A 14,527-nucleotide genomic window follows, 5' to 3' on the forward strand; every position below is an offset into this window, starting at 1 on the left:
AATTTTCCTGTCTAACATCGGTTTTCCCGACTGTTTCGGAGGAGAATTCAATGGATGGCGGACCCAGCAGAACCGCGATGATGGCGGCGGGCGGGCGCGCGGCGCATCTCATCGTGGACAGCGCGCCCTACCTTTTTCAGGACACGGTGGCCGCCGATCTGCTCGGCGCGCAGGCCGAGGAGGTCATCGGCTATCACCGGCGGTTCGGCGATCATGTGGTGCTCAGCGGTACTCGTGCGCAGGTCAATGCCCGGAGCAGCTATACCGAAGCGCGTGCGGGCGCGGGTTTTCCACAGTACGTGATCCTCGGGGCTGGTCTGGACACCTTCGCCTATCGCTCGGCTCTCGCCCACCGGATCGCCGTTTTCGAGGTCGATCATCCGGCGACTCAACAATGGAAACGAGAACTCCTGGAAAATGCCGGGATCGATGCCACCGCTTCGCGATTCGTCGGTGTGGATTTCGAACGGGATGATCTCGCCGCGGAATTGTCGGCGCACGGATTCGACTCCGGAACACCGGCATTGGTGAGCTGGCTCGGGGTGAGCATGTATTTGAGCGAGGCGGCGATCGACACCGTGCTCGCCGTGCTCGGCGGTTTCGCGCCCGGGACAGAATTAGTGCTGGAATACGCGCTACCACCGGAGCTGCGCGATGAATCCGGTTCCGCCTTCGCCGAATTCGCCCTGCCCGCCGCCGCGGAACAGGGTGAGCCGTGGCTGAGCTGCTTCACCCCGCAGGCCCTCACCGAACTCCTCGACAGGCACGGATTCACAGTGGCCGAACATGTTTCCCAGCGCGATGCCGTCACACCGGAGCTCTGGCAGCGCACCGACACATTGCGCCCGGCGGATCTGTGCCGGTTGGCGCGCGCCACACTTCGAAGCTGATCCGGGTCACCCGACAACGCCGACCCGTCTGGCATCGGGTCCGCGCTGTGCGGGTGGCTACAGGTTCGGGCGGACCAGGATTTGGATGTGGTCGTCCGGATGGCGGAGGGATTCGATGGCGTCGGCTACGCCGTCGAAGCCGACCTGGGTGGTGACCAGGGATTCGGCGTCGATGACGCCGTCGGCTATGCGGTGCAGGGTTTTCGCGTACTCCTCATGCGGGTAGACCATGCACATTTGCAGGGAGATGTCCTTGTAGATGCCCACGATCGGGCGGATCACGTCATCGGACATGATCGAACCGATCTGCAGGATCGCGGTCTCCCTGGGGACCTTGTACATGAGTTCGTTGAGCAGGCCGGGAACACCGGCGCAGACCCAGACGTGCAACTTCTGGCCCGGCGAGGCCAGCTCCTGCCACACCTCGACGGGGTCCACGACGCCCGGGTCCACGACACGGTGCGCACCCAGGCGCAGGGCCGCTTCTCGACGCAGTTTGGACGGGTCCGAGGCCACGATGGGCGCCACCCCGCGCTCGACCAGGGCCGCGACGGCACCCAAACCGACGGGGCCGCAACCGATCACGATGCCGGTGCCCTCGGGGCCGATACCCGTGCGCCCCACATTGCCGAAGCCGACCGCGAGGGGTTCGGTCATGGCGGCCACATGCGGCGGGACATGTTCGGGAATGGGTTCCAAGGCCATGGCCTGCAACACCATTCGCTCGCCGAAGCCGCCCGGATAGTCATTGGAGTAGCCGACGCCGTGAATGCCACCGGCCGCGTCCAAGGCCCAGGGCAGGGCAACGACGTTCTGCCCCTCCACGAAAGGGGTGTCCGGCCCCGCACCGATGACGCGGGCGGAAAGCTCATGCCCCATCACCATGTCGCGGCACGGATCGAACAGGAAGGTGGGCACGCCGCTGTCGCGGGACGCCTGTAGGAATTCGCCGGTGTAATCCAGGGCCGCCCTGTCCGAACCGCAGATGCCACAGGCGATGGTCTCCACCAGCACCTGACCGGGGCCGGGTACCGGATCGGGCACCTCGTCGACGACGAGTGTGCGATTGCGCATCACTACCGCGCGCATGTCACTTCCCTTCGGATTCGGGGGTCAGGGCGGCGGCCAGCGCCTGGCCGTGCCGCTCGAACGCGGCCTCCACACCCGCGCGCATACCGGACATGAGCCGTTCGCTATTGGCATTGGCCCAGTCCAGCGAGGCGACACGACTGCGGTTCGCACCGGTGAAATGCGGAATCACATGCTCGGCGAAGAGTTTCACCGACCGCCGAGAGGCTTCGGGATCGGCGACATTGAGCGCCAGCACCAGGAAGGTGCCGAACCCGCCCGACTGTTCGGCCAGTGCCTCGATGGCCGCGATGGCGTCATCGGGTGAGCCGATGGTGGCGCGACCGAAGGCGGGGAAACCCGGTCCGGTCCACAGGTCGACGGCCGCGGCGGCGGTATCACCCCACGGCACCTCCAAACCGCTGAGCCGCTTGATGTAATCCACCAGATGCCCTACGCCCCACTCGGCTTCGCGGCGCGCCTGCTCGCGGGTCTCGGCGAGATGCATGGGCGCGACCAGCCGCCACTTCGAGCGATCGACGGTATGGCCGTTGGCGGCCATGGTCTGCTCGTAGACCTTCCAATTCGGCAGCAGCGCTTCATACCCCGAGGGATCGGAGGCGGCCAGCGACAGCAGTCCCGCACCGTGCTTACCGGCCAGCACCGAGCCGGACGGCGAAATGGTCGAGGCCACAGCCATTTCCAGGCCACCCCGCTGGTACGGCAGCAATTGCAGCCGCGCCTCGTTGAGCTCGAACCACTCCGTCTTGGCGGTGACCACCTCACCGCGCAGCAAGCGCACGATGGTTTCCATGGATTCGTGCATCATGTCGCGCTGCCGCGGCTGCGGCACGCCCATCATGGAGGCGTCCGAGGCCAGCTGACCCGGGCCGATGCCCATCATGACCCGTCCCTTGGTGAGATGGTCGAGCAGGCAGAGCCGGTCGGCCAGCATCATGGGCTGGTGGTAGGGCAGGGAATTCACGCCGGTGCCCAGGCGAATCCGGCTGGTGCGTTCCGCGGCCGCGGCGAGGAAGACCTCCGGTGCGGCGATGATCTCCATTCCGGCGGAATGATGTTCGCCGACCCAGGCTTCCTGATAGCCGAGTTCGTCCGCGAGCTGAACCAGTTGCAGATCCCGCTGAATCTGCAAGGTGGGATTGCCGTTGAGCGGATGGTAGGGCGCGATGAAGAATCCGAACCGCGTGGGTCCGAATGCGGTGGGCAGAGACAACTTTCGACGCTCCTTTGCGATGTATTCAGTTGTGCTCCGAAACGGCCGCGTATCCGCCGGGGCTCTGGCGGATACGCGGCCGGGTCTGTGTGAGCGGTCAGCCCCTAGCCCACTCGTGGCCCCAATAGCTGTCCGCGGTCATCTCCTCCGCGACGTAGTCGTCGCCGACCAGCATTCCCTCGCAACCGAATTCGAGATCCCAGTTGCCGGGGGTGCGGACGTAGAAGGAGATCATCTTGTCGTTGGTGTGGCGGCCGAGCGTGGAGGAGAGGTGGTAGCCCGCTTTGGTGACCCGATCCAGGGCGCGGCCCACATCGTCGAGCGAGTCGACCTCGACCATGATGTGTACGATGCCCGGACCGTCCGGACGCGAGCCCGGAATCAGCGCGAGGCTGTGGTGGCGCGGGTTCACACCCATGAAGCGAATCCAGATCGGGTCCCCGGGCGGGCCGACGCGGAAGGAGCCACGCGCGGCGAAACCCAGTACCTCGGTGTAGAACTTGCGCGCGTCCTCGATATCGCGGACCGGCAGCACCACGTGGCCCAGGCCCAGATCGCCGTTGACGAAGCGTGCGCCGTGCTTGGTGAGCACGGGGGTGTGATCGAGCAGCGGGCCGTGGAAGACCTCGACGGTGAAGCCGGACGGGTCGACGAAGCTGATGGCCTCCTCGACGTGCCGGTTCGCGGCGTCCTCCACACTCAGTGTGGCGACGGCGATTCCGGCCTTCTCCAGGGTTTCGCGCACCAGGGCGAGCGAGCGGGTGTCGGCGACCTGCCAGCCGATGGCAATGACCTCGTCGCGATCGCCGGGCACCAGTTCCAGGCGGTAGGTGTGCTCGTCGGTGCGCAGGTAGACCGAATCCGGATTCGGCCCGTTTCCCTCGGCGAAACCGATGGTGTCGAAGGCGAATTCGCGCCACGCGTTCACGTCCGCGATGCGGGCCCGCACGTAGCCGAGGGAGCTGAAGGCAGCCATGGTGTACTCCTCGATCTTTCAGGAATAGGTGACCGAGACGTCGTCGGTCACCGGAATCGCCTGGCAGGCCAGCACATAGCCGTCGGCCAGGTCGTCGTCTTCGAGAACTTCATTGCGCCGCATGGTGACTTCGCCGGAGACCACTCGGCACACGCACGCGCTGCACGCGCCTTCCCTACAGGAGAAAGGTGCTTCCAGGCCCTTGGCGAGCAGCACATCCAACAGTGTCCGCTTGCGCGGCCAGGTGATTTCGTGGTTTTCACCGTCGAGTTCGACTTCGACGGTCGCAGTTTCACCATCGGCCGCGGCGGCTTCGACATCGACGGCTGTGCTGTCGGTTTCGAAGGGATTGCCGGACAGCGAGACGAATTTCTCCGAATGCACGCGTTTGCGATCCGCGCCGAGTGAGGTCATGGCCGCGCTCACCGCAGCCATGAACGGGGCGGGTCCGCAGACGAACGCCTCGCGCTCGGCCCACGGCTTGGCCAGCGCGGCAAGCTGTTCCACCGTCGGCAGGCCCTGCACCGACTGCAACCAGTGCAGTACCAGCAGTCGATCCGGATGCGCGGCAGCCAGTTCCGCGAGCTCGGCCGCGAAGATGATCGAGTTCTCGTGCTGATTGGCGTAGATCAGCGTCACATGACCGGAGCCCTGCGCCAGTGCGGATTTCAGAATGGAGAGCACCGGGGTGATACCGCTGCCGCCGCCGAACAGCAGCAAATCGGTATCGAGGGTGCTCGGGGTGAACAGGCCGGCGGGCGGCAGCACATCCAGGGACATGCCCTCGACGGCGTTGTCGCACAACCAGTTCGAGCCGTAGCCCTCGACCGTCCGCTTGACGGTGACCTTGAGCGGCCCCTCCTCGTGCGGTGCGCTGGACAACGAATAGCACCGGCTCACCGAACCGGTGAGCGCACTCGGAATGCGCAGGGTCAGGAACTGGCCGGGCTTGTACCCGAACCGCCCGGCATGACCGTCCGCCGGCGCGAGCTCGAGTGACACCGCGTCGTCGGTCTCCCGCACCACGCGCACGATCCGCACCGACGCGACGCCACCGGCACGCTGCGCCGGCTCCGGCTCCGGCTCGATGTCAGTCACCGTCATCGCAATTCCATTCCTATGCTGTCCAATTCGGTCGAGCTGCCCTCGTCATCCCGGCGCGCTCGTGGCGGGATCCACACGTCTCGAGTGGGTCACCGTTTATCCCGGCCACATGCATGCCGGGATGACGGGGAATCCTTCATGCCAAGGTTCGGCCCCTGGTTTGCACATCCACATCGCGGGTGCTGGCGCTCAGCTCACCCGCGGCCACCGCGGCGTCGATGCTGTCGCGCAGGGCGTGGCAGGTGTGCGACTTCAGGCCGGCGGTGGAGAGCCCCGTGCAGGCCGCCACGGCGGCGTTGTTCCACTGCACGCTGGTGTGCTGGGGGCTGAACTTCTCCACCAGTACGCAGGTCCCGCAGGACCGGCACGAAACCTCGTCCATGGCAGTGCCTCTCAGGCGTTGGCTTCGGCGGTGTCGGATTCTCGGCCAGCCGAGGCGCGCTTGGCCAGGTTGTCGGCCACTTCGGCCTCCCAGGCGGTGACCGCGCGGGTGGTGTCCACCTCGAATTCGAAGCGGGTGGTCATCTCCTCGGTGACGGCCGCGGCATCGGTGTAGAACTGCTCGTACCAGCGACGCAGCTGGTAGACCGGCCCGTCTTCCTCGCACAGCAGCGGATTGTTGATGCGCGACTTGCGCTTCCAGATATTGGCGTCCTGTTCGAAGCCCTTACCCAGCCCGCCGACGAACTTCTCCGCGATCTCCCGCGCCTGCTCCGGCGAGACGCCCTCGGGCTTCTTGGCGATGGCCCCGTACATGAGCACGAACTGGTTCTCGTTGACCGGGTAGTGGCAGTTGATCAGATAGCCCTCCACGACCAGACCGTTGGCGCTCTCGCTCTCGAGATAGTCGATCATGTAGGACGGGCCGTAGTAGGCGGCCTCGGATCGCAGAACGTTCTTGCCGCCCAAGGCTTTCGCGGTCGCGCCCATCATGTCCTCGCGCGAGACCGAGGTCATGTACTGGCTGGCGATATGGCCCTCGAAGACATTCTTGAAGAACGTCGGGAAGCCGTAGTGCACATAGAAGAAGTGCGCCATATCGACCACATTGTCGATGACCTCGCGGCAGTTGGCGTCCACGATCATCGAGTTCCAGGTCCAGTCGGTCCACTGGTCGTCGAAGGCGGCGTCGATACGCGGGATGGCCACCTCGGCCGGGGGCTGCTTGCCCTCCGGGTCGTTCCACACGAAGAGCTGCTTGTTCTCGACCATGGTCGGCCACGCCTTGGTGCGGGCCAGCGGCGGGACGCGGCGCGCGTACGGAATGCCGGTGCACTTGCCCTTGCCGTTCCAGCGCCAATCGTGGAACGGGCAGGCCAGCGAATCACCCTTGACGGTGCCGTCTGCGAGATTGCCGCCCATATGCGGGCAGTACGCGTTGAGCACGTTCAGGGCGCCGTCCTCGGCGGCGAACACCACGATCTCGGTGCCGAATGCCTTGATGGTGTGCGGCTTTCCGTCACCGAACGAGTCGGCCAAACCCAGACAGTGCCAGCCACGCGCGAATCGAGTGGGCGGGGCGCCCGCGTCGATCACGCGCACCTCGGCATCGGTGGTGGTGGTCATGTTGATTCCTCTCCCTTGCCTTGTATCGATGGTTGCGGCCCATGTGACGCCGACGACAATGGCTGTCCCACTGGCCGGGAGGTAGCTACTGGTGTGCGAGACGCCCGAATCCGGCTCGATAGAAGAGCAGCGGGGTGGCCTCGGAGTGCTCGTCCAGACCGGTCACGCGGGCAATGACCACCGTGTGGTCACCACCGTCGACCTCGTCGCGCAATTCGCAGTCGATGGTTGCCAGCGCACCGGTCAGCAGCGGTGAACCGTTGTGCGACGGGGTCCACTCCACGCCCGCGAACTTGTCCGCGCCGGGGCGGCCGAGCTGACGGCACACCGAATCCTGGTGGTCGGCCAGGATATTGACGGTGAAGCGCCCGGCGCGGCGAATGCGCGGCCAGGTGCTCGAGGTGCGCGCGGGGAAGAAGCTCACCAGCGGCGGATCGATGGACAGCGAGGCGAAGGACTGGCACGCGAAGCCGACCGGTTCGCCGTCGTCGATGGCGGTGATCACAGTGACCCCGGAGGCGAAGCGCCCGAGAACTGCCTTGAATGCGGTCGGATCGATCGCGGCGGCGCCGCCCACGTGCTCGGCTGACACCCGATCCACCTCCAGCACCGGTTCCACGGTGACTCCCTCTTTATTTCGGTTCGAAATATGGCTGCCAGTCATAACACCAGGTCAGCGCCGGGAGGCGTCAATATCGGGGTTCGGTCACCGAGACATGAATCCGTAGAACGGGACAAAAGCTACGTAGTTCTCCCGATTCCCCCGCGTGTGGTCCAGGGCACTGTGATGGGTAGCACAAGGCCCGAAACCGGAACATACCTAATCGGCATATCCCTAGACTGGATGTCTGCACCAACGGAGGCTCAAATGTCCGTCGCCATGCTCCCCTCGGCGGAGGCACGAAACACCCACGCCCCTATGCGCGCCAAGGAATCTCGCAACACCGGCGCCGAAGTTCCGGTCTCGATGATCGAGCGCATGACCCTCATCCTGGACGCTTTCGACGCCTCCACCCCCACACTCACCCTGCTCGGCCTGGTCGAGCGCACCGGTCTGCCGCGCTCCACGGTTCACCGGATCCTCGATCAGATGATCAAGCTGCGCTGGCTGGCGCACACCTCCGGCGGCTACCGCCTGGGTATGCGCGCCCTCGAACTCGGCGGACTCACCGCCGATCACAATGAGATTCGCGATGCGGTCAGCCCGCTGCTGCACGAACTGAGCCAGCGCACCGGCATGGTCGGCCACCTCGCGGTGCTCGACGGCCGCGATGTGGTCTACCTGGACAAGGCCGGCGGCCGCTTCGCCGCGAGCCTGCCCACCCGCCTGGGCGGCCGGATGCCCGCGCACGCAACGGGTGTCGGCAAGGCCATGCTCGCCTGTCTGGAGCCCAATATCGCCGAGGCCGCACTGCGCAATCGCCTGCCGCGACTGACCCCGCGCACCATCTGCGAACCCGAGGCGCTCTCGCGTGAACTCGCGCAGATCCGCCTGCGCCAGGGCGTGGCCATCGACCGGGAAGAGGCCGTGGCCGGAATCGCCTGTGTCGCAGCCCCGCTGCGTGGTCGCGGTACCGCGCCCGCCGCGCTCTCGCTCTCGGGTCGCGCCGACGGTATGAGCTATGACCGGCTGGCCCGCGTCGTGCTCGAGGTGGCGCACGAGGCCGGGCGCACCCTGTTCCCGCGGCGCGCGCACTGGCGCTGACCGGACCCGATGCTCAGGATAGAGAAGGCAGGCATATGCGGGGGCGAATCCCTTCAGCCATGACCGATGGCGCGGCACGCGGAGCGCATGACGAAGAGCCGCAGGCGATTCCGGACCTGCCCACCACGGCGTGGGCCGTGCTCGGCATGCTCTCGCACGCCGAGGAGCTCTCCGGGTACGACCTGAAGAAGTGGGCGGACTGGAGTCTGCAGTTCTTCTACTGGAGTCCGTCGTTCAGCCAGATCTACGCCGAACTCAAACGCCTCGAGAAGCACGGTTACGCCACCTCGCGCACCGTGGTCTCCGAGGACGGTATGCGCGGTAAGCGCATGTACGCCATTACCGCCAGCGGCCGGGAAGCCGCCGCGCACTGGGTGAACCACTCCCCCGTCGAGGCTCCCGTGCTCAAGCACAGCGTGATGTTGCGGGCCTGGCTGGGCCATCTCGCCGAACCCGATCGCATGCGCGAGATCCTCACCCAGCACATCGACTACGCCGAGAAGATGCGGCGCAGGGCGCAGATCGACGCCGATGGCGCGGACACGAATCCGGAGTGGGCGTACCCGAGCGCGGTACTGCGCTGGTGCGTACGGCATTACGAGGCGGAACGCGAATTCGCGCAGGATCTGCTCTCCGATTTGGACAAATTGGCAAGGCAGCGTACGCGCCGCAAGTCGACCAAGGAACACAAACAATAAAGTTCCTACCGTGATCCTCGAAATTCTCCACTCAGCGGATTCCTCCATAGGCGGCGGCCACGGGCTGTGACACGGTTCACGAAATCGTGTTACCTACCCACTGGAGGACGCAATATGTCCACCTCCGTCGCCCCCGAGGTGCCGCCCGGCGCCAACGATGACACCGGTCGCCTCGACGGTGCGTCAAAGCTTCGGATTTTCTCCGTCCTCGCGGTGATCGTGCTGTTCACCGAGGTCGCGCCCATGCAGTACGTGATGGTCTCGGCCGCACTGCGCCAAATCGCGCCCACATTCCCCAGCCATGGCGCGAACATCAACTGGGCCATCATCATCTTCGGCGTCGTCGGCGCCGCCACCTCGCCGGTCATCGGCAAGCTCTCGGACATCGTCGGCAAGAAGCGGATGTTCCTGGTCTGCGGTGTGCTGTTCATGATCGGCTGCGCCCTCTGCGCGGTCACCAGCAATTGGATGCTGTTCCTGATCGGCCGCGGCCTGCAGGCGACGGCCATTGCCACTGCGGTCATCTCGTACGGCCTCATTCGAGACCTCATGCCCCGCAAGCTGGTTCCGGTCGGCCTCGGCATCGCCTCCACCGGCCTGGGCGTCTCCGCGCTGGCCGGTCCGCTGATCGGCGGCTGGATTGTGGAGAACCACAGCTGGCGCGCCATCTTCTGGTTCCTGTTCGCCTTCACCGTCGTGATGATTCCGCTGGTGATCGCCATCGTGCCGGAGTCCAAGCTGCGGGTGCCGCAGAAGCTGGATCTTGTCGGCGCGGTACTGCTCGGCGCGGGTCTGGTGCTCACGCTCATCTACCTGGACAACGGTCAGCAGTGGGGCTGGAGCAAGCCGTCCAGCCTCGCCTGGCTCATCGGCGGCATTGTCTTCCTGGCGCTCTTCCCGATCGTGGAGATGCGCGTCAAGCAGCCCATCATGGATATGAAGCTGCTGTTCACCCCGCGCGTGAGCGTGCTGCTGTTCATCGCGCTGCTGGCCTCGTTCATGATCGGCTACCAGTCCTACGCCACCGGCTATATGACGCAGTCGCCGCCGTCCGCCGAGGTGGTCGAGCAGGTCAAGACCGCGACCTGGGATCAGGTGAAGGCCGGTGCGCTGCAACAGGCGCAGGCCCAGGCCGAGGCGCAGGCCAAGGCCGCGCTGCCGCCGGGCGTGGAGCTGCCGCCGGGTGCGGTGGTGGTGCCGCCGGAGGCCGTGTACTCCCAGTTGCCGCCGAATATGGTTGACGTGCAATTGAATCCGGGCTACTCGTACGGTGACGGATTCAGTCTGCTCGAGTTCGCCACGCACATCACCCTCGCGCAATCGTTGATCGCCATGCTCTTCGGCTTCCTCGGCGGGCTGTGGATCCGGCGCTCGGGTGGGCGACAGCCGCTGGTGTTCGCACTGGTGATCTTCGTCGGCGCGGCCATCGCCTACGGTGCGACCTCGCACGGCTGGGGTATGCAGGCGCTGATCAGCGCGGTGTTCGGTATCGCCTTCGGCCTGTACTACGCGGCCACGCCGAACCTCATGGTCGAGGCGGTGCCCGCGGAACAGCAGGGCATCAGCGCGGGCATGCTGGGCGTCATGCAGGCCATGGGCGCGGCCGTCGGTCTCGCGGTGGCCACGGCATTCCTCAATGCCAATCCGGTCAAGGCGGATGTGACGGTGACGGGTGCGCCCACGGTCACCAAGGAAATCCCGATGTTGTTCGCGGACAAGGGCTATGAGATCAGCTTCTATGTCATCGCGGCCACCTCGGCGATCGCGCTGATCGGCGCGATCATCATGAAGGCCGGACGCTCGGCCGCCACCGGCGGCACCGCGTACTGATCCTGAACGAATCACGGCCCGCAGGCGTATCGCCTGCGGGCCATGTTCTTTTCCGGTGAGCGGGATCCCACCTCGCTGTTCCGCGCCCCTCATATTTCTATTAGGCATAACAGAGGAGGTGGTCGACGATGACCGGTGCACTCGACACAATCGCCACGGCGGTGGCCGCGATCGCGGCGGGCGGCATGGTTCTGGTGGTGGACGACGAGGACCGCGAGAACGAGGGCGATCTCATTCTCGCCGCCGAGAAGGCGACGCCCGAGAACATCGCCTTCCTGGTGCGCCACACCAGCGGCGTGGTGTGCGTCCCCATGGCGGGCGAGGACCTCGACCGATTGCAGCTGCCACCCATGACCGCGGTCAACCAGGATCCCAAGGGCACCGCCTACACCGTCTCGGTCGATGCCGTTTCCGGTGTGAGCACCGGCATTTCGGCCGCCGACCGCGCCCGCACCATGCGCACGCTCGCCGATCCGCGCACCACTCCCGAGGAGCTGTCGCGCCCCGGCCACGTCTTCCCGTTGCGCGCGAATCCCCGTGGGGTGCTCGCCCGTCCGGGCCATACCGAGGCCGCCGTGGACCTCATGCGTCTGGCCGGACTACGCCCCGCCGGCGTGATCGCCGAGGTCGTCAATGACGACGGTTCCATGGCCAGGCTCCCCGAACTGCTGGTCATGGCGGCCGAACAGGGGATCCCGATCATCTCCATCACCGATCTCATCGCGTACCGCCGCGGCTTGGAGAACGGCATCACCCGCATGGTGGAGACCCGGCTGCCCACCCGCTTCGGTGACTTCCAGGTGCTCGGTTATGCCGACGAGCATTCCGGCGCAGAGCATTTGGCGCTGGTCTACGGCGATCCCTCCGGTGCGGACGCGCTGGTGCGCGTGCACTCCGAATGCCTCACCGGTGACGCCTTCGGCTCGCGGCGCTGTGATTGCGGTGAGCAGCTCGACGCCGCGATGGCGGCCGTGGTCGAGGCGGGCCGCGGCGTGGTGGTCTACCTGCGCGGTCAGGAAGGCCGGGGTATCGGGCTGCTGAACAAGTTGCGCGCCTACGAACTTCAGGATCAGGGCGCGGACACCGTGGACGCCAATGTTCAACTCGGCCTGCCCATCGACGCCCGCGACTACGGCGCGGCCGCGCGCATCTTGGCCGATCTCAGCGTGAATTCCGTTCTGCTGCTGAGCAATAACCCCGCCAAGCAGTCCGGCCTGGAAGCCCACGGCATCGCGGTGGTGGCCCGCGTTCCGCTGCGGACCCAGCCCACCGAGCACAATGTCCACTACCTGCGCACCAAACGCGATCGCATGAGTCACCACCTCGGAGAAATCAACGCGGCGGGATAGCATCTCGGCAGAGTCATGACCGAAGGATGTGCCATGTCTATGCCGGGGTATGGGCCGCCGGAGCCGGGGCGCGGGTTGCGATCACCGGTGGCGGTGTCCTGGGTTTCGGCGGTGCTGGGCATCGTCTGCGTGATCGCGGCCATCGCGATGTTCCTGCTGTACTCCGGGGAGCATCGTGCGGTGCAGCGCGCGGGGAGCGCCGAAAACCAGCTGCGACAGGATCTTTCGGAGGCCGACCGGAACGCCGATCGGCGGGCGGCGGCGCAGCGGGCGGCCTGTGATTTCGCGGTGTCCATGGCGACCTACGACTACAGCGATATCGAGAAGTATCGGGTGGCCATGCTGGACGGGTCGACCGGTGAGTGGCGGCAGTCGTTCACCCAGAACTGGCCGTCCCTGCGGTCGGTGATGACGCAGACGCAGAGCCGGAGCAAGGCGGGTGAGACGCACTGCGGGCTCTCCGCGCTCAGGGCGCACGATGCCGAGGTGCTGGTGTACACCACGCAGGTGGTCACCACCGCGGGCAGCGATTCGCATGCCAGTTCGCTCTCCACGGTGACCCATCTCGACGAACAGGCCGACGGCCGGTGGCTGGTCAGTGAAATGAAGGTGCCCACGGCATAGCGGGCCGGGCGGTATGGTCGCCGCATGACGGCGTTCCACGCATCTCGGGCGAGCTTCCTGAGCCGCCGGGTAGTCCCGGCCTATCTGCGGATCATCCGGGCCAATCGGCCATTCCTCACACCCGGGCCCGCGCGCGAACATCTCCGCGACCGGAGCCTGCGGCCCAAGACCTACGGTCCGCCGCGGCGATTGCGCTCGGATGTGGTGGTGTCGGTGGATCACAGCCGGGGCCTGCCCATCTACACGCTCATCCCCCGCACCGGACGGCCGCGCGGCAATGTCGTCTACGTGCACGGCGGCGCGTGGGTCAATGAGATCGCGGTGCAGCATTGGCAGCTGGCGGCCGATATCGCCGCCGAGGTGGGCACCACGGTGACCGTGCCGATCTATCCGCTGGTGCCGTTCGGGACCGCCGCACAGGTGGTGGCCGCCATGGCGAAGCTGGTGCTGGACAACAGGTCTCGCTATGGCGAGGTATGCCTGGCGGGCGACTCCGCGGGCGGTCAGATCGCGCTCTCCACCGCCCAGGTGCTGCGGGACGAGCACGGGGTGGCGCTGCCGGGGACCGTCTTGATCTCTCCCGCGCTGGAGCTGTCGCTGAGCAATCCCGAGATCGATGTGGTGCTGCCCAGCGATCCGTGGCTGGGCAAGGAGGGCACCCGGGTCTTCATCGACCTCTGGCGGGGAGAGCTGCCGCTGACCGATCCGCGGGTCAGCCCGCTGCTCGGGGAGATGCGCGGACTGGGACCGCTGACCGTTTTCAGCGGCACCCGCGATATCGTGCTGCCCGATACCCGGCTGCTGGTGGAGCGGGCGCGCGAGGCGGGCGTCGCGGTCGACTATCACGAGGGGGCGGGGCTGGTGCACGTCTACCCGCTCACCCCGACCCGGGAGGGCAGGCTCGGCAGACAGCAGATTCTGGATGCGTTGAGCAAAGCCCTCGCACCGGCGAAAACGACTGCGCCGTAATTACTTCGGCGGGTTCTCCGCGAGCCATCGGCGCGCCCGGGTGGCCGAGGCCCGTGAGAGCCAGGCGTCCTGGATGACCTCGGTCAACTCCCGCAGGCTGAGTTCCCGCAGCCGGCAGGCACGCAGCAGCACCGAGGTGTGGCCGTTGAAATGCGGTGTGGTGAAGAACGGCGAGTCCGGATCCTGCACCAGGGCTTGCTTATCGGATTCCGACGGTACCCAGAAGATGATGACGTCCCGATAGCGCTCCCCGGTCTCGGGATCCACCGCGTCCGGCCGCGGGGTGCGGAAGAAGACGAAGGACTTCCCGCCGACCTGATAGACCGGGTTGTCGGCCACCGGACCGCGTACGACGGTGACATGCGGCATGCTCTCGGCGATCGCGTGAACATCGGCGAGGCGAGCGCGGCGCGCTGTGGACGGCACGCGGTCCAGTCTAGTTTTCCAGGCCGCTTCACAGGCGGCGAAGACATTCGCCGGAGTTCGCTAATTATTCGCCGCGCGCATGACTCGA

15 protein-coding genes are annotated in these 14,527 nt (G+C 66.2%); 7 read left to right on the forward strand and 8 right to left on the reverse strand.

Features of this window, described 5'->3' with window-relative positions; translation table 11 throughout:
• The first annotated feature begins 50 nt into the window (after nucleotides 1–50).
• Entirely contained in the window at nucleotides 51–890 is an 840-nt protein-coding gene (locus NA10_RS17005; RefSeq protein WP_218021537.1) for a class I SAM-dependent methyltransferase, read from the forward strand.
• 57 nt (nucleotides 891–947) lie between these two features.
• Here the strand turns inward: NA10_RS17005 and NA10_RS17010 are convergent, their stop codons facing one another.
• From NA10_RS17010 to NA10_RS17040, 7 genes are all read right to left on the reverse strand, one after another.
• Nucleotides 948–1,979: a zinc-binding dehydrogenase gene (locus NA10_RS17010; RefSeq protein WP_067568828.1), complete on the reverse strand. Its 1,032-nt coding sequence runs from the start codon at nucleotides 1,977–1,979 to the stop codon at nucleotides 948–950.
• Between the two features lies 1 nt (nucleotide 1,980).
• Nucleotides 1,981–3,192 (reverse strand): LLM class flavin-dependent oxidoreductase, encoded by a 1,212-nt coding sequence (locus NA10_RS17015; protein WP_245677509.1) that lies wholly within the window; start codon nucleotides 3,190–3,192, stop codon nucleotides 1,981–1,983.
• A 97-nt stretch (nucleotides 3,193–3,289) separates the two neighbouring features.
• Nucleotides 3,290–4,168, reverse strand: coding sequence for a VOC family protein (locus NA10_RS17020; RefSeq protein WP_067568829.1), 879 nt, complete (start codon nucleotides 4,166–4,168; stop codon nucleotides 3,290–3,292).
• Between the two features lie 18 nt (nucleotides 4,169–4,186).
• Nucleotides 4,187–5,272: a ferredoxin--NADP reductase gene (locus NA10_RS17025; protein WP_067568830.1), complete on the reverse strand. Its 1,086-nt coding sequence runs from the start codon at nucleotides 5,270–5,272 to the stop codon at nucleotides 4,187–4,189.
• Nucleotides 5,273–5,408: 136 nt separating this feature from the next.
• Nucleotides 5,409–5,654, reverse strand: coding sequence for a hypothetical protein (locus NA10_RS17030; RefSeq protein ID WP_067568831.1), 246 nt, complete (start codon nucleotides 5,652–5,654; stop codon nucleotides 5,409–5,411).
• 11 nt (nucleotides 5,655–5,665) lie between these two features.
• Nucleotides 5,666–6,838 carry a 3-ketosteroid-9-alpha-monooxygenase, oxygenase component gene (locus tag NA10_RS17035; RefSeq protein WP_067568832.1) on the reverse strand — a complete coding sequence of 391 codons (1,173 nt, stop codon included), beginning with the start codon at nucleotides 6,836–6,838 and terminating at the stop codon, nucleotides 5,666–5,668.
• Nucleotides 6,839–6,923: 85 nt separating this feature from the next.
• On the reverse strand, nucleotides 6,924–7,457 hold the full coding sequence (locus tag NA10_RS17040) for a flavin reductase family protein (protein WP_245677513.1): 534 nt from the start codon (nucleotides 7,455–7,457) through the stop codon (nucleotides 6,924–6,926).
• A 249-nt stretch (nucleotides 7,458–7,706) separates the two neighbouring features.
• On the opposite strand from NA10_RS17040, the gene NA10_RS17045 reads away from it, so the two are divergent.
• The 6 genes from NA10_RS17045 (at nucleotide 7,707) to NA10_RS17070 (ending at nucleotide 14,013) form a co-directional block, all read left to right on the forward strand.
• Nucleotides 7,707–8,543, forward strand: coding sequence for an IclR family transcriptional regulator (locus tag NA10_RS17045; protein WP_084514841.1), 837 nt, complete (start codon nucleotides 7,707–7,709; stop codon nucleotides 8,541–8,543).
• Nucleotides 8,544–8,602: 59 nt separating this feature from the next.
• Entirely contained in the window at nucleotides 8,603–9,241 is a 639-nt protein-coding gene (locus NA10_RS17050) for a PadR family transcriptional regulator (protein ID WP_067568834.1), read from the forward strand.
• 114 nt (nucleotides 9,242–9,355) lie between these two features.
• Nucleotides 9,356–11,071: an MFS transporter gene (locus NA10_RS17055; protein ID WP_067568835.1), complete on the forward strand. Its 1,716-nt coding sequence runs from the start codon at nucleotides 9,356–9,358 to the stop codon at nucleotides 11,069–11,071.
• A gap of 128 nt (nucleotides 11,072–11,199) precedes the next feature.
• Complete coding sequence (locus tag NA10_RS17060) at nucleotides 11,200–12,420, forward strand: bifunctional 3,4-dihydroxy-2-butanone-4-phosphate synthase/GTP cyclohydrolase II (protein ID WP_067568836.1); 1,221 nt, start codon at nucleotides 11,200–11,202, stop codon at nucleotides 12,418–12,420.
• A gap of 33 nt (nucleotides 12,421–12,453) precedes the next feature.
• Nucleotides 12,454–13,044 carry a hypothetical protein gene (locus NA10_RS17065; protein ID WP_157556578.1) on the forward strand — a complete coding sequence of 197 codons (591 nt, stop codon included), beginning with the start codon at nucleotides 12,454–12,456 and terminating at the stop codon, nucleotides 13,042–13,044.
• A gap of 24 nt (nucleotides 13,045–13,068) precedes the next feature.
• On the forward strand, nucleotides 13,069–14,013 hold the full coding sequence (locus NA10_RS17070) for an alpha/beta hydrolase fold domain-containing protein (RefSeq protein WP_067568838.1): 945 nt from the start codon (nucleotides 13,069–13,071) through the stop codon (nucleotides 14,011–14,013).
• Here NA10_RS17070 and NA10_RS17075 read toward each other — a convergent pair whose 3' ends face one another.
• Nucleotides 14,014–14,382 (reverse strand): MmcQ/YjbR family DNA-binding protein, encoded by a 369-nt coding sequence (locus NA10_RS17075; protein WP_067568839.1) that lies wholly within the window; start codon nucleotides 14,380–14,382, stop codon nucleotides 14,014–14,016.
• Nucleotides 14,383–14,527 lie beyond the last annotated feature (145 nt).

It is taken from the genome of Nocardia acidivorans NBRC 108247, assembly GCF_001625085.1.
Taxonomy (GTDB): domain Bacteria; phylum Actinomycetota; class Actinomycetes; order Mycobacteriales; family Mycobacteriaceae; genus Nocardia; species Nocardia acidivorans.